This is a genomic window from Pseudomonas syringae pv. cilantro (assembly GCF_001293775.1).
Lineage (GTDB): Bacteria > Pseudomonadota > Gammaproteobacteria > Pseudomonadales > Pseudomonadaceae > Aquipseudomonas > Aquipseudomonas syringae_P.
This window is the reverse complement of record NZ_LGLN01000056.1, coordinates 93,201-111,614: the sequence shown is the minus strand read 5'-3', so window position 1 is coordinate 111,614 and position 18,414 is coordinate 93,201. Positions and strand designations below refer to the sequence as shown.

Here is an 18,414-nt window from a genome sequence, read left to right as displayed (position 1 = left end):
ATCGACGCCACGTTGGCATCACGCAGAGGGTGCCTTTTTAGGAGGATTACCCTGTATAGGAATTATTGAAATTCCTATACATGAACGCCTCCGCTGAAACCCGTAATCTCTGAGTTCTTCCAAATAGCTCCCTGAAGTTCCGTGCCAGAGCCGACTATTTTTATATACGTCCGCTGCAGCACGCGTGAGAAAATCTTCTCGTGCCCCTCCAGAAAGATGGGATGCTGACGTTAGGGCTTGGCCGCCTGCACTGTATTCTGGTGTTGACGAACCAGAGACATTTTGAGGGCTAACTGGCGGACTATACACATGATGGGAGCCAGAAGTACCACATATATTACCCATAAAAAACCTCTCACTTGAAATTGAATGACTTTTTAATGTCGACTGCTGCGCTTAGCAAATCCTCAAAGATTTTTCGCATTTCGACACTGTCAACTTCCACCAAAGGAACGCGCGCATGTAGCTCCCCGACGTCTCCGCCACTCAAACCTAGTGTAAAGAATGGTTTTTTAAAACTGAAACTGTTGAAGTGTAGCATTCGTCCCAGTGTGTCGGCATTAGTTTCTACGACCTGACCCATTTCGGCAACAAAATATACCCATCGAAACTCATCTTGATATATGTTTATTGAAACGCCGACTTCAAATGCAAAGCAGTAAATTTCGTGCTCATGTTTTTTTGCAGGAAAACTGGGCATACCATATTCACTTGCAAGCCCATCGATTAGGCGGTCAAACGAATTCTTCATGAAGTACCTCTACCTTTTAACTCAGGTGAGTGACCATAACTACATATTTGGTTCCATCGATTTTTTTGGAAGCCGCGCAGTTGGCTATTTTTGCAGCGTTTCCTTAGAGTGTCATTTCGCCCCCAGCCGGAACCGACCCCAAATAGCGCGGGACGACTTCGAGGACCGGCGAGNTTGCAGAGACTGCGCGGCTGGCGGGGGTCAGTGTCAGCCAGGTAAAACGTGTGTGGGCACAGAACCAAGCTAAGGTTAAGATCGAATACTTGGGTGAGGGCGCGCCGAAAACCGCAAGTGAGTATATGGGGGATTATTAATGCAGCTGCATGAAGCGTTTCAACTGGTGGAAGCACTGGGCGTTGAAGAAGCCAATCAGCGAATCCAACAGGAAGGGTGGAAGTTGTTAGCTATCACACAGCGTGAGCGCGTCGGATCCGTATATGTCCTTGGAAAGGCCGGACCGGTCGACCCGAAACCGAAAACGGATTGGGAAGCAATGGTTGGATAAGCCTCAGCATACGCTTGGTCACAAGGGCATGAAGGTACTGCTGCCGAAGCAGCGAACAAGTCCGATGGGGCAATACCCACCGCATGACTATTGCAGTGGGTCATCACTAAATGTCAACTGACAAACCCTTCGATTGTCTATAAAATGAGCGTACATCCAGCCGATCCCTCTGGGAGGTCGACATGACTGCAAAAGCCAAAAAAACCAGCAAGACTGAAAACCCGCATATTGAAGCTGCGGAGCGCTTTCGCCAGCTGGCTCATATTCTTGCTGGCGATCCTGCTGAAGCTAAGGCTTTCCGCCTTAAAACAGGCGTGTATAACACAAACGGCCAGCTGAAGGCCGCCTATCGCTGATGTATCAACAGCTTCCCTCATTTGTTCTCGGTTTTCACGGTTGCGATCGAAAAATCGGGGAAGCCGTGCTCGCTGGTGAGCATGTTGCTCAGAGTGTCAACGATTATGACTGGTTGGGTGAAGGCGCATATTTCTGGGAAAACAGTCCAGAGCGTGCTTTGAGCTATGCCCAACACATCAAAAAGCACTCCGGCCGTGGCAAAGGGGCGATCAAGCGGCCATTTGTCGTTGGCGCTGTGATCGACTTAGGTTTATGTCTAAATCTGACAGACGAAGGTGCTCTTGATGAGCTTCGAGCTGCTTACGACATCCTTGTTGCTACGTCCGAGGACATACCACTTAACACCCCTGGGTTTAATGGCGATCAGGACAATCTCAAACGTAAACTAGATTGCGCTGTGTTCCAGACATTGCACCAGGCTCGCGTTGCGGTAGGGCTACCGGATTACGCATCAATCCGGTCTCCCTTTCTGGAAGGGCCGGATCTATACCCAGGCACTTCTTTTCGCAAGCAAACGCATGTGCAGATTTGCATAAGAGATATGTCCTGCATTAAGGGATATTTCCTGCCCAGAAATGCTGATGGTTCGCTCTTCCAACTCTAGGCAGTAGCCTACCTAGTTTGTCATACTCAATACTTCACCTGAATGGAAATTTCGGGCATTCCGGCTTACACCCCCTATTTGCAATGTCGCGTGGCCAACGCCTCAATGCGCGGATTGAATTCTTCTGGTCGCAGGCTCTCCAGTGGGCCGTGTTGCGGCCACACCTGGAGAACATTGGCGCGTCGCTGAGGTATCGGGCCACCGCAGTATTGCGGACCGATAAGCCAGGTCGGCACGTTATGCCAGGCATAGTGCATGTACATCATGCGTGCACAATCTTCCAGCTGGCCAAGGTCATTGGCCTCATCGGCAAATACAACCAAAGCCACCAGTTGATTGCATACTTCACAATAGACTTCCTCAACCGGGACCTGCCCACGTGGCTCAGATAACCGGACGGGGAGGGCTGTAGGACGTCCACGACCCAGTGTCGTTTCCAGACGATGGGTCAGTGCCTCGCTGATAGGTTCAAACACCTTGAGACGCTGCGCTGTCATGGGGTCTTGCGGATCACCCGCGACTTCACTGGAGATTCGCGTTTCACCGTCAACCGTGGATTCGATCACCAACCTACCCAGTTCACCCATATCAATGTCACGAAGGGCGTACACCATCCCTTCAGGCAACGGCTGGCGGGTAACAGAAATGTTAGGGGGCAACCAAAAATCGCCGCCTGACGTATCGGGGTGATCGGTCCGTGTTGTCATGCTTCGCTCCAATGCAACGCTGACCCACCAAATCGGCGCGCCAGGTGTTCAATATCGGTGATGCCATATAGGGAAAGTGACGGTTACACCGTCACATTACTCCGCGCAGCCACATCACACGCCACATTCCACGCGAAACCGCGTTCTCGACGCAGTGCTTGCAATCCTTTGATCACCAATTCACGTTCAGCGTCTGACAAGCCTTCGATCATGGTTACCGGCGACATGACTGCTCCTATGCAACAAGTGGTCCTATCAAAACTTAGTACCCGTCACGGGTACGGTGTACATAGGAATAGCCGCCCAACACAATGATAAGCAACACGCCCCAGTGAGTGAACCCATTAGCCCACCACTCTACATCTTGCACTTCACCTGGGAAGGGCAGTCCTACACTGCCCCATTGTTGCAATGCAGGCCAAAAACCCAACCAGACAACCGCCAGTGAGGCAGGCAGTACATTTTTTACAGTGAAGACAGATCCATAATTATTTTCTTGCCACCACCCTGCACCCAGGATCGCAATGCCCATGATAGTGCCAAGCAGCAAACTGCCACCGGCATGAAAATCCAGGCTGACAGCCTTCGAAAACTTCCATACAAACAGGCACACAACGATCACCGCAATGGCGATGCCCAGCAGTACCAAATCATCCGAATCATTACGTCGATTGTTCACCTTACCACTCCTGTAGGTGTCTATTTTGATGCGTTGAGAAAGGTAACAAAGCGCTGAAACCCACCCCAGCAATGAGTAACCACAGCGCATTCTATGTAGATAGAGCGAATCAACACAAGAATGCGCCAGAGAACACAATACTCATCCGCGCACTCCCCATCATGAACCATCCTCATGTTCTGTTTTTAAGGGCTCTCCGGCTTNGGGGTCGCCTCAGAAAACGGATTTTAAAGTACGTTAAGCTGATTTCAGTCGTCGTAATGGCCGGAATCTTCCTCCACCAACCTTGACGGTGCTGCGCCACAGGTAATCACCAGTTAGGTTGATGTGCTCCCAGCCCAGCGGCGACAGGTACTGCAGCAGCGATTCATCGACAGCGGTGCTATGTCCGCGTAATGCGTTTGCGGACCGCTCCAGGTAAACCGTGTTCCACAGCACTATTGCAGCAGTCACCAAGTTGAGGCCGCTGGCACGGTAGCGTTGCTGTTCGAAGCTACGGTCTCGGATTTCGCCCAGCCGGTTAAAGAAGACAGCCCTGGCCAGCGCATTGCGCGCTTCGCCCTTGTTCAGTCCTGCATTCACACGACGGCGCAGCTCGGCACTTTGTAGCCAGTCCAAAATGAACAGCGTGCGTTCGATGCGACCGATTTCGCGAAGGGCAACGGCTAAGCCGTTCTGCCGAGGATAACTACCCAGCTTGCGCAACATCAGCGAGGCAGTCACGGTACCTTGTTTGATCGAGGTGGCCAGCCTCAGAATTTCATCCCAGTGCGTCCGAATGGCCTTGATATCCAGTTTTTCTTTACTAATCATTGACTTAATCGCGTCATAATCGATATTTCCTTGGGGCACGAACAGCTTGGTATCGCCTAGGTCGCGGATGCGCGGTGCAAAGCGAAAACCCAGTAAATGCATCAGACCGAAGACGTGATCTGTGAAGCCCGCAGTATCCGTGTAGTGCTCCTCAATACGCAGGTCAGATTCGTGATACAGAAGCCCGTCAAGCACATAGGTAGAATCGCGCACGCCAACGTTGACCACCTTCAGGTGATACGGGGCGTACTGGTCAGAAATGTGGGTGTAAAAAGTTCGTCCCGGGCTGCTGCCGTATTTGGGATTGATGTGACCCGTACTCTCGGCTTTGCTGCCAGTTCTGAAATTCTGTCCATCTGACGATGATGTGGTACCGTCACCCCAATGCTTGGAAAAAGGATGTTGGAGCTGCGCGTTTACTAGCTCAGCCAGCGCGGCCGAATAGGTTTCGTCACGGATGTGCCAGGCTTGTAGCCAGGACAGTTTTGCGTAGGTGGTGCCAGGGCAAGACTCGGCCATTTTAGCCAGGCCTAGGTTGATCGCATCAGCCAGGATGGTGGACAACAGTAAGTGCTTATCCTTGGCCAGGTCACCCGATTTCAGATGTGCGAAATGCCGGGTGAATCCTGTCCACTCGTCCACCTCCAACAACAATTCGGTGATCTTGATATGCGGCATAGCCATTGCGGTTTGATCAATCAACGCCTGTGCGGTATCTGGCACTGCCGCATCCAGAGGCGTGATCTTCAAACCAGACTCGGTGATGATGGCATCCGGTAAGTCATTGGCTAGAGCCATGCGGTTCACGGTGGCAAGCTGAGCTTCCAACAGCGTCAACCGGTCGTTCAGGTATTTGTCGCAGTCGGTGGCTACGGCCAGAGGCAATTCATGGGCCAGCTTGAGATGGGCGAATTTCTCGGATGGCATCAGGTAATCCTCGAAGTCCTTGAACTGACGCGATCCCTGCACCCAAATATCTCCAGAGCGCAGCGCGTTCTTTAGTTCCGACATCACGCACAGTTCGTAGTAGCGCCGGTCGATACCGCCGTCGGTTATAACCAGTTTCTTCCAGCGCTTCTTGATGAACCCGATCGGGGCATCGACGGGAACCTTACGGGCGTTGTCAGTGTTCATTGCGCGCAATACCTCAATGCCTTCAAACACGTCCTTGGCTGCGGGCGCAGCCCGCAGCTTGAGTACGTCGAGAAACTGCGGAGCATAGCGGCGCAACGTGGCGTAGCTCTCGCCGATGCGGTGCAGGAAGTCGAAGTCTTCGGGCTGTGCAAGTTTTTGCGCTTCGGTGACACTCTTGGCGAAAGCCTCCCAAGACATGACCGCTTCGATGGCAGCAAACGGATCGCAGCCGTTTTGCTTGGCCTCCAGCAGGGCTTGGCCGATGCGTCCATAAAGTCGCACCTTTGCGTTGATCGCTTTTCCGGATGCCTGGAACTGTTTCTGGTGTTTATTCTTGGCTGCGTTAAACAGCTTGCCCAGGATACGATCGTGCAGGTCGATGATTTCGTCAGTGACGGTGGCCATGCCCTCGATGGCCAGTGCCACAAGGGTAGCGTAGCGTCGTTGCAATTCGAACTTGGACAAGTCAGCAGGTGTCATTTGGCCGCCTTCACGGGCAATTTTGAGCAGGCGATTCTGGTGAACCAGCCGCTCAATGCCTGCTGGTAGATCGAGAGCCTGCCATGCTTTGAGGCGCTCGATATGTTCAAGCATGTGCCGTGAGTTCGGTTTAACTGGCGACTGGCGTAACCAGGCCAACCAGGTGGTCTGGCCTTTGTCTCGGCGTCTAAGGAGGCCATCGAGGCAACGGCGGTGTGTATTCGAAAGAGGCTCGGACAAGGCTTCATAGATCCGCCGATTGGCGCGGGTGATTGCCTCAGCACAAATGCGCTCGATCACACCTGGTGATGGAAGCAATATGTTCTGTCGTCGCAACCCTTCAACCAACTCCGTCGCCAACACGAAGCCTTTGTCGGACTGCCATGCCAGTTCATCCAAACTATGAACGCAGGGACGATAATGTCTTGTTGTGAATGGCTGAAACTCAAAAAGAGCCTGTAATTCCAACAGGTGCTCGCGGCGCGTCTCGGCGCGTTGCCCATAGTCAGCCCATGCTTCAGGCGGCACCTTCAGTTGCGTGGCCACCAAGCGCAGCAATGGCTCGAATGGTTCTTCATCCATAGCAAGTGTTACCCCGGGATAGCGCATGTAACAGAGCTGTACAGCGAAGCCCAGCCGATTTGCAGACCCACGCCGTTGGCGGATGATGGCGAGGTCGGTTTCGCTGAAAGAGTAGTGACGAATCATTTCATCTTGGGAATCTGGCAACGCCAGTAAGCTTTCCCGCTCCGCAAGGGAAAGAATCGAGCGACGTGGCATGCAGTCTCCTTACTCATAAGTTTGTGGACACGGTAAAATGATCCTCCACACACGTCTATAAATTCGTTTGCTTATACTTCGTAGACGGGGTATCTATAAATCGACTTATGAGACATTTCCCATGCGACTTTTTGGTTATGCCCGCGTCTCCACCAGCCAACAGTCCCTTGACGTACAGATAAACGCGCTCAAGGCTGAAAACGTCAGCGCAGCAAGGATTTTTACTGACAAGGTCTCGGGCAGTCACGTGAACCGCGAAGGCCTCAAGCTGCTGCGGCTCAAGGTCGAAGAGGGCGATGTTGTCTTGGTAAAAAAACTTGACCGATTAGGTCGCGATACTGCGGACATGATTCAGCTCATCAAAGAGTTCGACGACATGGGCGTGGCCATCCGTTTTCTGGATGATGGCATCAGTACAGAGGGGACCATGGGAAAAATGGTGGTCACCATCCTGTCTGCGGTGGCTCAGGCCGAGCGCCTGCGCATACTGGAACGTACCAACGAAGGTCGTTTGGAAGCCAAGGCCAAGGGCGTGAAATTTGGCCGTAAACCTAAGGTGAATAAGGCCGATGTCTTCACCCTGCACGATCAGGGTGTCAGTGCGATGGAGATTGCCAGGCAGCTGAAGATCGGTCGTTCGACGGTCTACAAAGCGCTGGCATCGTGAATGAATGGGGCGCTTATTCTTAACGTACTTTAAAATGCGAGTTCAGGTTTCAGACATCTCGTCTCGCCAAGCCTTGAGGAGAGGCGACCTTCAATGCAAGCTCAACCAAAGGTCGGGCTTGTCGAGTAGCTTCCTTGACGCCCTTGGTGCCGAGCGACATTGCGACTCCGACCGCTTCAATATCTACCTGTAGTGCACGCCGCAAATCAGGGGAGGTCAACTTGTCGCTCACTCTGCGGACAAATGCATCATCAAGTACCGATTTTTCTGGTCGATAGCGACCACTTTTGATGGGCCAGACTTGCTCCTGCTGATCCGCCAGGCGTTTCTGCAATCGGGTTGTGACCTGCGTCAAAGCCTTCTCGGCTATCTCACGCGTAATTTTGCCCGCTTCGGCTGCGGTTGAAAGATTAAACGTATCCATACGCTCTACAGCATTTCGATTTTTCGCAAACCTACTGTCCTCCGCAAATATGGCTGAACCATTTGACCACGGATCCATGACAATCGTTGAGGCGCCAGACTGGGATTCGTCGGTTTCAGCCCACACATGATCTTCCTCAGTCGATGCAGCCAAGTAGATGTTTTCATCTTCAGATCGTCCGTTTTCCTGGGCCAAAGCTCCATAGGCGAAGCTCGCTATACGAGCATGTTCGCCACAGTTGCCCGCGCCGAACACCTGGCCTGACATCGCAACAAGAACATGCCAGTTCATCTGCTCATTCGCAGGCATAGGCTCATGACCGGCGGCCTCGGCATCTTTTCTCAAGCACCTTGCTGCAAGGGTGCGGGCTCCACTTTCCAGATTGGAAAGTTGCGCATCCACATCAATATTGCCTCTTCCAAAGGGCAATGCACGGCGCGCTTCAGCCACAGCCTTGTCTGCCGGGATCAGACTTTTGGTACCTTCCTGATCCACAGGGCGATGGTCCAGCCTTCGCAACAGTAAGTAGCCGGGCAAAGAAGATGGTGTATCAGGCAGCGGTTTCCCAGCAGACGCAACGGGCGGCAACCGTGTTTGTACTGATGAATATGGATAGTTCGCACGCGCCCTATCAGGGCGAGTCTCAGAGCTTTCTGGTGGCAAGCCATAAGAGCCTTGCTGGCTCTGCAGTTGAGTTATTGATGATTGCGCCGCCTTTCCAACGTTTCCATTCGAAATGCCCGGCAAAGGTGGGGTTAGGCCAGCGTTATGTATTTTCATTTTATCTCAACGAATTAAATACTTTCATCATGCTAGCTATGTCGTCATTTGGCCGGGTCAGTTCCCACCAAGCAAGTTCCCTAATCTATGCCATAGCCGCTGAAGCAACATTAATCTGCGCGCAGAGCTTTCACTGATGTGGAAATCCAGCTTTAGCGGCAACAGCACGGGGAAATTCTGACCATTACGACGAGTGAAATCGCTTAGCGTACTTTAAAATCCGTTTTCTGAGGCGACCCCAATACCTAAAAAATACATTGTTGGAAGCAAGAGCAGCCAGCCGGGAGCGGATGCAAAGGTTTTTAAAACAGAACTCTCCAATGCGGGTTTTGAAGTTTCCACAAGCCGTGCAGGCGAGTTATTAAGAGCTGTTCAGTCTGACTCAGAAGATGACTTTTAAGATAAGGCTGCCAAAAATCAGTAATACGACCTTGCCAGGGAGGTAAGGTTTTCAAAACGGTGACTGAAGAAAATAGGTATGAAACATAGATGTCAGCTTTAGCTATGGCTTCGCATCGACAGTCGCTCTTTTTTGGACGTCTTCTTCAGAGTTCCTCAGGACAAACACCAAATCAGAATACCCATGATTATCGGCTTTTTTTAGCCTCGATTTGACTGGGCGTTCTGCCATCCAGCGTCGGCACATCATCGAGCTTGCGTATAAGCCCATCCAATTTTTCCAGGTCACCTTCAACAATAGCCCGCTCATCGGCCGTCAGGGGCACGGCCTCCAGATAATGTCCGATGGACGCTTTACTTTCCAGAGCCTGCGCTCTGGCACTGGCTTTGGGAATATTAAAATCGCAGCCAGCACACGCCATTCGATGAGGGCAACTGCTCCAGAACGGATTTGAACAGTACGAATCGCCCAGATCATAAAAGGTATAAGGGTCAGATGAACGTCGTGCGATTACGTCGTGGTCGATAAGCACTGACACCATGTGAGACATTTGATCAGCTTTGACAAATGATGCCGCCAGCTTGGTGGGGCGGATGCGGATGTAATGTAGCGTAGAACTGGGTGAACTGTGCCCAGACCACTGCATCAGCTCCATTAGCGACATGCCCTGCGGAACACTCGCCAATGCAGTCACGACCGAGGCGCGCCCCCGATGGCTGGTAATACGACCCCGACTGTCGTCTAGCGGGACACCTGCCTTGGCACATAGCATCGGGATAATCGTACGGTTGATGACTCCCGCGCCCATGCGCTTGCCCCGAAACTGAAACAGGTAACTGACCTTCTCCCCGGTTCGTTCATCCAGAAGTGGTGCCTGGTTCACCGGTCTTTCTTTAAGCCAGGCGTCGATTCGCTCTTTAACCACCGCCGCCACGGGTTTGACAAAAGCCTTGAATGTCTTGCTGGCTGGAATATCGAGGTAGCACAAGGTCCCTGGTGGAATTGTGGTTCCGTCTTCGTGTACTACCTCATGGGGCTGGGCATGCGCACACCCCATGGACAGCCGCATAATTTCATTGCTGCGTAGCCCGGTGTGTGTCCACACCACAGCCGCCGCCTGAACCATCGCCAAGGGGTAGTGAATTTCCGAGAGCAAATCCTTACGCTCCAGGTTTAGGCTCGCCCAGACCAGCTTGAGCCAGTTGGAGTCGTCGATAACGCGCGGATTGATACCCGAGTTAAACGCCACAGTACGGGGTGTGGCCAGGTGATGACGGGGGCTGAACTTTAGACGTCCCCAGCCCCACAGTTCAAAGTCGATGAAAAAACGGCGTAAGGCATGCAGAAACCCTCGCTTTGAGTTCGGTGCAATCGGTTGACCAAGCCCTTTCAACTTCGTACCGAGCGCTGACTCCAAAGCCCACTCACCAACGGTCATCCGGTCAATAGCCGCGATGACGGCCGCGCAGGTGGATGTGTTCCAATCGACGGGGGAGCTCACCCACGGCTGCTCGCGCGTCAACCAGATGCCGGTTCTCAACATGAAGCTGTAGTTACTTTCCCGTGTCCGGGGACGTAAGGTTGAGGTGTCTCGCCAGCGACGACACCAACTGACCCAGACAGGGTCAATACCCTCGATACTCTTTTCACGCCAGTCAGCATAGCCACGCTTGCGTAACGGTTTATCCAGAATACCCAGCGCAGCTAGACCATGGGAGACTTTGCCAACCAGCCTGGCAATGCCCACGCTTCGATGGCCTTGGCCTTTAATCAAAAGCCCTTCCGTGAAAGTCTCAAGCCGAGGGTCGCCGTTTTCCAACATCAATGCGCCCAGCACGCCACTCAGGAATTTTTCAAGGTGACGCGCTGTGTAGCCCAGTGATTTCAAAACCGTGCTTAAACGAGTGAGCTCATCCTTGAATATCTTGTGCCCGAAAATGAATGATGCATAAATCGCAGATTGGCGAAATTTGGTAATGCGCTGTGGCGTACGAAAACCTCCCATGTGGTATGCGACCGCTGCCAGAAAAGGGCGCGACCCAGCTTGGGTATCGAGGAGAGCCAACCACTGCATTTCTGACCAAGACCAATAGGGGATATCAGTCCTACTAACGTGCCAGAGAATGACGGACACAGAGGAGACCGCCAATCGATCCGAAACGCCAGCGTGTGCCACGAGATCAATTAGAGGAATAACGAGTCTGGGTACACTCGATTGTAGATAGGCCCAGTCGGAACGATACCGACGATTCGAGAGTATAGTCCGCTCCAGATCCGACAGTTCCTCTTGACGCTCATAATGATCCACATCAAATGGCACGTAGCTCATGGTAAGTAATGCTCCCGTGAGGATTACTCCGACTTGAAGAGTTCAGCGAACAGTCGGGCGTCCAGACTACCCACCGAATGCGCCATTTTTGCAGTCAGGTCCGCGCCCGACAGGTGCACATAAATCAAGGTGGTCTTCGGATCCCGGTGACCTGCATAGGCCGTCAACTCATGCAGTTTCCACCCCGCACGAGCCAAATGCGTGAGTCGCAGATGACGAAAAGTGTGTGTGCTCAGGCATGACAGATTTGAGTCTGCGGCCCATCTTTCTACCGTTTTACTCCACGTCCACCGCGTGAGTGCCGAACCTCGATTGCGATCAGACTCGGATCGAAACAGGGCTCCTTTCGACCAACCGGCCAAACGAAGGGCATGAAGATGCGTTCCAAGTATCGGCGCAATGTCAGGGCTGTAGCACACGACACGGCTGCGTCGGCCTTTGGTCGTTTCTGCGCGCACTGAAATGAGTCGATGGGCGAGATCCAGGTCTTCGATTCTAAGGGCCACCAGTTCGGCACGACGGAGCGCACCGCAGTACGCCAACGAGAGCATAAGCCGATCACGAATAGACGACCTGGCCGCGATACTCAGAAAGTAACGCCACTGCTCATCCGTGGGGATGTCGGGCAGCTTTATCAAGCGAGGTACCAGCCCTCTTACGAAGCCTGAATGTCCAGGGACCTGACATAAGCGGCCGTGCTGGCCGCGAGGTACCGGATTCTGTGCGCAACGCCCCTGAAACACCAGGTGGTCGTACCACAGGCGGATCGCGGTGAGGCGCTGGTGCAAGGTCGAATTCGCCACCGCGTTTTCTTGCCCGGGCTGTAGCCGACGGATGTAGAGCGTGACTTGCTCAAATGTGATGGATTCAGCCTCCAGACCGGAGGCCTCGCAGTGGAGCAGGTAGTGCGCCAACCCCCGGCCATACGCCTCCAAGGTAGCAGACGCTCTTCCCAGGTTACCGAGCAGCGCCAGCCATTCCTGAACGTCAGGATAGCGGTTAAGCACGTGCTCATAAGAGGCAGTAGAGGCCATGGGCGATCCCCCAGAACGTCGACAGAATCAGCGTAGCCCAGAAGCATTCCACCTAACTTACTATAGAGTGTAATTACTGCTGAATGTCGCAATGCCGGATTGATCCAGGTAGTCCCTAATCTGAAAGTATGGCGCCCCCATTTTTACGAAAGGCTTGGCGTCGTAGGAACGCGCTATCACACATCCATCGTTATTGGACAATACGACGACTGGAACCTTTGCAAGATCCGGCCTGAATACCCTTTCGCAGCTCGCGTAGAAGCAGTTGCAGTCTATCAAAGCAAACATTTTTTAGCCCCGACCATGATCCCGCACGCTGTATTGCACAACACCCCAGATCACTAACTCATCCTCATCGGAAAGCTCCGTGGTGGCGTAACTGTCATTTTCCGGCGCCAAACACACCTTTCCATCTTGCAGGTGAAACCGCTTGCAAACCGGTTCAGAGTTCAGCGACGCCACAACAATGTCGCCATGTACGGCCTCTCGGCTACGATCAACGATCACAAGGTCGCCGCTGAAGATTCCAGCTTTTTGCATGCTGTCGCCGTCAATCCTGACCAAATAGACATGGGGCGCACGAATGTCGAAAAGCTCATCGAGCGAGATGTGTTTTTCAATGTGATCAGTAGCGGGGGATGGAAAACCAGCGGAGGCCGTTGAGGACAAAACCGGTAAAGGTACGCCTTGCGCCAGGACAGCACCAAGAACAGTTACACTCATTATGAAACCTCCAATGGATCCGCGGCGTTCCTGCTCCCTCGACGTAGCTGTTCACCAGAGCAAACTCGAACGGGCTGATACGCCTAAGGACGATGATCGGAAAAGTAGACACAGTGCTTGGAGATAATGCACTCCTGACAATGGGGACTGCGTGCGACGCAAACCTTCATGCCGTGCTGAATCAGCCATTCGTGTGCATGCTTCTTGTATCTGGATGGGGTCACCTCATTAATCACCCTGGTTGTGACATCTGTAGAGGTTGTGTCGACCACACCCAGACGATTGAGCAAACGATGTATATGGGTGTCTACGGCAATCAAAGGGGTGTCAAAGATGAAGTTCATGATCAGACTGGCACATTTAAGTCCAATGCCTTGCAGTTGGAGCAATTCCTCTTTTGTCCCAGGAATTTTACCGTCATGCCGCTCGATGATCTGCTTGCACATCAGCTTCAGACTTTTCGTCTTTTTGTTGTAGTGCGCGACAGGCTTGATGATGCTTCGAAGCTCTTCGTCATCAAGCGCCAAGAGCTGTTCAAAAGTTGAGACCTTCTTGTAAAGAGGTACACAAGCAGAAACGACCCTTTTTGTTGTCGTCATGGTGGACAGCGCCGCAGAGACAATGCTCCGAAAGGGAGTGCTGGATAGACCGTTGGTCATCCACTCATCATCACTTTGATCAAAAGTCGGGTAAGCCTTGCTCAGAGAACTGTAGATAGCAGAAATATCACGTTTTTCCAGCATTTAGCATGCCTCGCGAGCAGTCGCCTGAGTGTTCTCATCCACGGGAGAATGCGGTTCGAGAATTCGCGAGCTCGTCGATTCAACAGACACCAGACGAAGTGGATTGTTAAGCGCTACGAGTTTTTCTTGATGAGCGCTGACCAACTTTTCCAAACGACGGTTGTAGGCCGCACACTCGTCGCGCATCCAATACAGATCATCTTGGTTGGCGGACATACCTAAAATAACAACTGCGCTCCCAAGCTCATCACAGGCAAATTGGGCTGCAGCAATGTTCGCACGCAGGTCACACAGCCTGGAGAGCGATGTGGTCATAGGTGAGTCGACCCTGGAAGTCGCTGGATGGATGGCCGTGTGGTCGGAGGGAAAAACATCCCCAGAAGCTGACAGCCCTTCAGCCTGCCATGAAAGTGTTCGTTGATGTCGGCAGAAGACCTTGTAGATGATTGCAGCCTCCAGACGCACTCCCGCTTGGACGATACCTTCTTCGCCCATAAGTGCTTCGGCCTGAGCGATGACTTTCGCGTTGACCAGGCAAAGAGCCCTCAAACGAGCCGCACACCATTCTTGATACAACGAAGTCGACATACGATATCTCTCTGTGGTTTCAGACATCACCAGGTGGGTAAACCCGTCAAGTCGCGGGCTTCCTAGACGGGTCTGTCAGCCGTTCAAGGCTTCTACTCTGAGTTGCGACTGCAAGCGCAAAGATCGTCAGGATTCGATGCGTTGTGACGCGACTACCACAGCCCCGGAAGACTTCACGCTTCACGGCCTTAATAGTACGCTAACGTACCATTAAGCGCCATGCCCTCTCATTCCTTTTGTCGTTTCGTTTGCGCTCAGCACATTCGACGTGGAATTGCCGGCCTTGGCTAACCTACGGAGGTCAGTAAATGGCACACTATCCAACTCAGTTTCTTAAGACGGATTGATGGTTTGAAACAGGATCGCTTCAAAAAAGACTCCGCCTCGCCTCGCCCAAAACCAGGTCGTCCACGTGCTGACCAAGCTGGAGAGGTCGAAAGGCGAATTCTTGATGCAGCCACCGCCATATTCTTGGAGCAAGGGTTTGGACGTGCCACTCTTGATCAGGTTGCCGAGAGAGCTCACGTGGGCAAGACCACGCTGTATAGCCGCTATGCAACCAAGGAGGCGCTATTCGAAGCCGTGGTACGCGAGTGCGTGGATACCTTTCTTCAGGACATGAACAAAGAGCACGTTCGGGGGACACTTGAGGAAAAACTGGTGCAGGCAGGCACCGCGTTAGCCCGAGCCACACTGACCCCGTATGTCATTTCAATCATGCGCATTACCTTGGCCGAAACTGATCGCTTCCCAGAAATTGCCAAAGAGGCATTTCGCTTGGGCTTCGGTGCCTGCGTCCAAAGTATTGCAGACGCTTTGCTGACGGCTGAGGAACCTTTGGAGGCCGAGCTTGCGTTGCACCTGGGTAGACGGTTTGTGGAACTGGCGCTTCACCCTCTCTACTTCCATGCTTTTTTCGGGGACGATCTTGGATTGCTAAATAAGCGCAGCGCAAAGGATGTAGCTCAAGTCGCCAGGATGTTGGCAGGAGATGTGGATCAGTCGAACCTCGATGACCCGGCTTAGTTGCCACCCCATCACAGAGGCGGCAACCAGGGCAAACGTTACATCTTGATCACGTAGTTGGTGAACCCTCCGCAGCGACTGCCGGTGTCGTCAACCGCTTCGTTAACCTGCTCAAGCGAGTAGATTTTATGCTCGTAGAACCCAAGATCCAGCAGCCCTGCACCGACCATATCAACCATTTTCTGGCTCTGCTGCGTAGTGAACCAGCTGGATCCGATGATTGTTACGTCATTAGAAAGCGCCCAGAACAAGTCCAGGGGAACGTCGCCCTGGACGGCGCCAACATCCACTAGCCGACCGCCTCGATTCAGACTTTTGAAGCCCTCCACCATAGGATCGGCTGGCGCCCCTGGGGCCAAAGCATCCAGCACAATGTCGACACCTTCGCCGTCAGTCACTCGCTGACTCCACTCTTTCACGGGCTCCGTACCCGACTCCAGTATCTCGATCCTCCCGGCAGGCCCCATGGCTCGCACTTTTTGGAACAAGTCTTTGTTGCGAGCTGTGCCAAGGATTTTCTTTACGCCCAGTGCCAGTGCCAGTGCCACCGCACCAAGTCCCAGAGTTCCTGTGATGCCGTTAATGAGAAGGATTTTGTCAGGGCCAGCATTTGCTCGAATCAACCCACGATACGCCGTGCCCAGATAGCCGAGACGAGTTGCTGTGTCAAAGTCCATCTGGTCAGGCAGTCGAACCAGGCTGTACTGGGGCGCGGGCATATACTCGCAAAGCCCACCATAGGGATAGTCCTCGAACATTTGAGCACCGTTCTTGCCCAAGCCGAAATACCCGTTCAGCACGAAGCTGTCGCAGGAAATCGGCTCGCCGGCCATGCAGGCCCGACAGGAGCCGCAGTGTCGTCCAGGGTTTACGTACACTCTGTCTCCAGGTTTAAATCCGTAGACCTGAGCCCCTACTGATTCGATGACCCCAGTGGCATCCAACCCAAAGATTGCGGGAATTTTAGGTAGCGGCATTTCGGGAGCGACCTCGTCCCATTTCTTAATCACATTCTGCAGGTTTTGCACTACCCCGCATGCTTCTACCTTTACCAGCACCTCGGTTGGCCGAATGCCTGGCACCGGCAAGCGTTCGATTTTCATTGGTTCGCCAGTGCTATGAAGCCGGGCCGCGCGCATATCCGTGGGTAGCATCTGCATCTCCTGATCAGCATTCGATTCACGCCAAGGGCGGCATGAAAAAACAGTACGACTAAGTACCATTAATGGATGGGCAATGAGCTTCAGGAGTTCAACGAATTTTTGGCTAGGGGTATTTTTTGTCTGTAGCGGTGCAAATCTTGAAGCGTATCTGCCCAAAGAACAGTGGTCACACGGTCGGTGTTCGAATCGGTGACCACCTAAGAAATCGATACTGGGCGTCACGATTCCCGAGACGGTGCATCAGCCTGTACATCTGGATAATCTACGTAACCTTCAGCACCCAGCGAGTAGTAGGTCTGCGGATTGCTCGGGACGGGGGACAACCCTCTTTGAAAAACCTCTGGAAGATTTGGATTGCTGATGAAGGGTCTACCGTAAGAGATAGCATCGGCCTCGCCGTTAGCCAGCGATTCCTGACCGCGCGTCAGATCGAAATCGCTGTTCATTATGAAAAGGCCATCGAATACCTCTCTCATCCGAGGGTGTATTTGGGCGGTATCTGAGGACAGCATGAACTCTCCGGGCGGGGCCTCTCGTACCTCCAGATAGGCAATTCCAATTTCGGAAAGACGCTGAGCCGCTCGCGTAAAAAGTTCAGCTGGATCGGAGTCATTCACCCCCAGGATCTCACCGTTTGGTGAGAGGCGTACACCGACCAGATCCTTACCTACTTCCGAGACAACCTCCTCAACGACCTGGGACAAAAACCGGATGCGGTTGTCGATGCTTCCTCCGTATTGGTCTTTGCGAAAGTTGGAATAGTCCCTTAGAAACTGATCGATCAGATAGCCGTTAGCGGCATGCACTTGGACACCATCGAAACCAACGTGCATACCGTTGCGAGCAGCCGCACCATACTGTTGTACGACATCCCGGATCTCGTCTTCGCTCAAGGCCCGTGCTGTCTCGTATTCTTCATTCCCATGATAAGTGTGGCCGTGGCCTGGCGACGTCGTAGCAGATGCGGAAACTGGCCGACGACCTTGATTGAACGACGAGTGAGCGACGCGGCCCATATGCCAGAGCTGAAGAACGATTTTGCCTCCTTCGTTATGCACAGCTTCAGTTACCTTCCGCCAGCCGGCCATCTGCTCTTCATTCCAGATCCCTGGCGCATAGGGAACGCCTAATCCCTGCTGTGATATGCCCGTCGCCTCGCTGAAAATGACCCCTGCATGCGCACGCTGGCGATAGTGCTCAACCATAAGATCGGATGGAATGTGGGTGTGGGTGGCTCGCCCTCGGGTGAGCGGCGCCATAAAGATTCGATTCTTGCAGGATATGCTGCCGAGGTTAATTGGATCGAACAGTGTTGGCATCAAGCCCCCCCCCCTTAAGAGTCTTCAATAATAATGATACGATTTCGTACCGTTATCAGCAGACGGCAGAACCCGGCCTGAGTTCCGCCGCTTTCGACGACAGGGCTCATCTGCTACTGCTCTTGGGTATGGAGCGCCTGGGTTGCCTGCTACCAGAGAAAGCTGGAGCAAATGCTCACGTCACAACGTTATTTACTTATCATGCTGACAGCTTGCTGAGTTGCCTCTGTCGTCCTGGTCGCCAGCTTGCGCACTTCATCCGCGACGACTGCAAACCCCCTGCCCGCCTCACCAGCACGCGCGGCTTCAATGGCTGCGTTCAAAGCCAGGAGGTTAGTCTGGCTGGCGATACTCTGAATCGTGCTGACGATTTGCGAGAGGTGAGAGAGGTTTTCTTCCAGCTCACGC

The 18,414-nt window shown here is 53.0% G+C and carries 19 protein-coding genes and 3 pseudogenes; 6 read left to right on the top strand and 16 right to left on the bottom strand.

The annotated features are described in order from the left end of the window. Positions 1 to 180: 180 nt before the first annotated feature. Both ABJ99_RS29175 and ABJ99_RS14260 read right to left on the bottom strand, forming a co-directional pair. Positions 181 to 345, bottom strand: a pseudogene (locus ABJ99_RS29175) (type III effector); the annotation flags it as partial. A 10-nt stretch (positions 346 to 355) separates the two neighbouring features. After that, the gene (locus tag ABJ99_RS14260; protein WP_004654016.1) at positions 356 to 751 is read right to left on the bottom strand and encodes a CesT family type III secretion system chaperone; all 396 of its coding nucleotides are present in this window, start codon (positions 749 to 751) and stop codon (positions 356 to 358) included. A gap of 313 nt (positions 752 to 1,064) precedes the next feature. Here ABJ99_RS14260 and ABJ99_RS14255 point away from each other — a divergent pair, with 313 nt between their 5' ends. From ABJ99_RS14255 to ABJ99_RS14250, 3 genes are all read left to right on the top strand, one after another. Next, complete coding sequence (locus ABJ99_RS14255) at positions 1,065 to 1,256, top strand: hypothetical protein (RefSeq protein WP_010208571.1); 192 nt, start codon at positions 1,065 to 1,067, stop codon at positions 1,254 to 1,256. Between the two features lie 182 nt (positions 1,257 to 1,438). Beyond that, positions 1,439 to 1,612: a hypothetical protein gene (locus tag ABJ99_RS28745; protein ID WP_162839095.1), complete on the top strand. Its 174-nt coding sequence runs from the start codon at positions 1,439 to 1,441 to the stop codon at positions 1,610 to 1,612. After that, positions 1,612 to 2,217 carry a hypothetical protein gene (locus tag ABJ99_RS14250; protein WP_005759898.1) on the top strand — a complete coding sequence of 202 codons (606 nt, stop codon included), beginning with the start codon at positions 1,612 to 1,614 and terminating at the stop codon, positions 2,215 to 2,217. The genes ABJ99_RS28745 and ABJ99_RS14250 overlap by 1 nt, the downstream gene beginning before the upstream one ends. Before the next feature lie 74 nt (positions 2,218 to 2,291). On the opposite strand, the gene ABJ99_RS14245 is transcribed toward ABJ99_RS14250, so the two are convergent. The 4 genes from ABJ99_RS14245 to ABJ99_RS14230 all read right to left on the bottom strand — a co-directional run bounded on the left by ABJ99_RS14245 (position 2,292) and on the right by ABJ99_RS14230 (position 6,810). Then, complete coding sequence (locus ABJ99_RS14245; RefSeq protein WP_054086353.1) at positions 2,292 to 2,831, bottom strand: hypothetical protein; 540 nt, start codon at positions 2,829 to 2,831, stop codon at positions 2,292 to 2,294. 176 nt (positions 2,832 to 3,007) lie between these two features. Continuing rightward, positions 3,008 to 3,151, bottom strand: a complete 144-nt coding sequence (locus tag ABJ99_RS29845; protein WP_230081029.1) for a hypothetical protein — start codon at positions 3,149 to 3,151, stop codon at positions 3,008 to 3,010. A gap of 35 nt (positions 3,152 to 3,186) precedes the next feature. Continuing rightward, complete coding sequence (locus tag ABJ99_RS14235; RefSeq protein WP_054086352.1) at positions 3,187 to 3,603, bottom strand: hypothetical protein; 417 nt, start codon at positions 3,601 to 3,603, stop codon at positions 3,187 to 3,189. Positions 3,604 to 3,840: 237 nt separating this feature from the next. Beyond that, complete coding sequence (locus ABJ99_RS14230) at positions 3,841 to 6,810, bottom strand: Tn3 family transposase (RefSeq protein ID WP_054086351.1); 2,970 nt, start codon at positions 6,808 to 6,810, stop codon at positions 3,841 to 3,843. Between the two features lie 121 nt (positions 6,811 to 6,931). On the opposite strand from ABJ99_RS14230, the gene ABJ99_RS14225 reads away from it, so the two are divergent. Further along, the gene (locus ABJ99_RS14225) at positions 6,932 to 7,477 is read left to right on the top strand and encodes a recombinase family protein (RefSeq protein WP_011107006.1); all 546 of its coding nucleotides are present in this window, start codon (positions 6,932 to 6,934) and stop codon (positions 7,475 to 7,477) included. A gap of 49 nt (positions 7,478 to 7,526) precedes the next feature. Here ABJ99_RS14225 and ABJ99_RS28740 read toward each other — a convergent pair whose 3' ends face one another. After that, a complete protein-coding gene (locus ABJ99_RS28740; protein WP_054086350.1) occupies positions 7,527 to 8,396 on the bottom strand; it encodes a hypothetical protein in 870 nt (289 codons plus the stop codon). Positions 8,397 to 8,443: 47 nt separating this feature from the next. On the opposite strand from ABJ99_RS28740, the gene ABJ99_RS28735 reads away from it, so the two are divergent. After that, positions 8,444 to 8,818 carry a hypothetical protein gene (locus ABJ99_RS28735; RefSeq protein ID WP_044311047.1) on the top strand — a complete coding sequence of 125 codons (375 nt, stop codon included), beginning with the start codon at positions 8,444 to 8,446 and terminating at the stop codon, positions 8,816 to 8,818. A 450-nt stretch (positions 8,819 to 9,268) separates the two neighbouring features. Here the strand turns inward: ABJ99_RS28735 and ABJ99_RS14210 are convergent, their stop codons facing one another. The 6 genes and pseudogenes from ABJ99_RS14210 to ABJ99_RS14190 all read right to left on the bottom strand — a co-directional run bounded on the left by ABJ99_RS14210 (position 9,269) and on the right by ABJ99_RS14190 (position 14,498). Then, positions 9,269 to 11,410, bottom strand: coding sequence for a tyrosine-type recombinase/integrase (locus tag ABJ99_RS14210; protein ID WP_054086349.1), 2,142 nt, complete (start codon positions 11,408 to 11,410; stop codon positions 9,269 to 9,271). 23 nt (positions 11,411 to 11,433) lie between these two features. Beyond that, positions 11,434 to 12,444, bottom strand: coding sequence for a tyrosine-type recombinase/integrase (locus ABJ99_RS14205; protein ID WP_054086348.1), 1,011 nt, complete (start codon positions 12,442 to 12,444; stop codon positions 11,434 to 11,436). Between the two features lie 63 nt (positions 12,445 to 12,507). After that, positions 12,508 to 12,732 (bottom strand): annotated as a pseudogene (locus ABJ99_RS27135) (Y-family DNA polymerase); the annotation flags it as partial. Positions 12,733 to 12,735: 3 nt separating this feature from the next. Further along, positions 12,736 to 13,167, bottom strand: a complete 432-nt coding sequence (locus ABJ99_RS14200; protein ID WP_054086347.1) for a LexA family protein — start codon at positions 13,165 to 13,167, stop codon at positions 12,736 to 12,738. Between the two features lie 83 nt (positions 13,168 to 13,250). Beyond that, positions 13,251 to 13,910 (bottom strand): endonuclease III domain-containing protein, encoded by a 660-nt coding sequence (locus ABJ99_RS14195; RefSeq protein WP_054086346.1) that lies wholly within the window; start codon positions 13,908 to 13,910, stop codon positions 13,251 to 13,253. Continuing rightward, entirely contained in the window at positions 13,911 to 14,498 is a 588-nt protein-coding gene (locus ABJ99_RS14190) for a hypothetical protein (RefSeq protein ID WP_054086345.1), read from the bottom strand. A gap of 351 nt (positions 14,499 to 14,849) precedes the next feature. On the opposite strand from ABJ99_RS14190, the gene ABJ99_RS14185 reads away from it, so the two are divergent. Continuing rightward, a complete protein-coding gene (locus ABJ99_RS14185; RefSeq protein ID WP_054086344.1) occupies positions 14,850 to 15,524 on the top strand; it encodes a TetR/AcrR family transcriptional regulator in 675 nt (224 codons plus the stop codon). Positions 15,525 to 15,562: 38 nt separating this feature from the next. On the opposite strand, the gene ABJ99_RS14180 is transcribed toward ABJ99_RS14185, so the two are convergent. The 3 genes and pseudogenes from ABJ99_RS14180 to ABJ99_RS29840 form a co-directional block, all read right to left on the bottom strand. Continuing rightward, a complete protein-coding gene (locus ABJ99_RS14180) occupies positions 15,563 to 16,627 on the bottom strand; it encodes an alcohol dehydrogenase catalytic domain-containing protein (protein ID WP_230081028.1) in 1,065 nt (354 codons plus the stop codon). Positions 16,628 to 16,905: 278 nt separating this feature from the next. Continuing rightward, positions 16,906 to 18,006 carry an alkene reductase gene (locus ABJ99_RS14175; RefSeq protein ID WP_054086342.1) on the bottom strand — a complete coding sequence of 367 codons (1,101 nt, stop codon included), beginning with the start codon at positions 18,004 to 18,006 and terminating at the stop codon, positions 16,906 to 16,908. Positions 18,007 to 18,203: 197 nt separating this feature from the next. Beyond that, positions 18,204 to 18,407, bottom strand: a pseudogene (locus ABJ99_RS29840) (methyl-accepting chemotaxis protein); the annotation flags it as partial. Positions 18,408 to 18,414 lie beyond the last annotated feature (7 nt).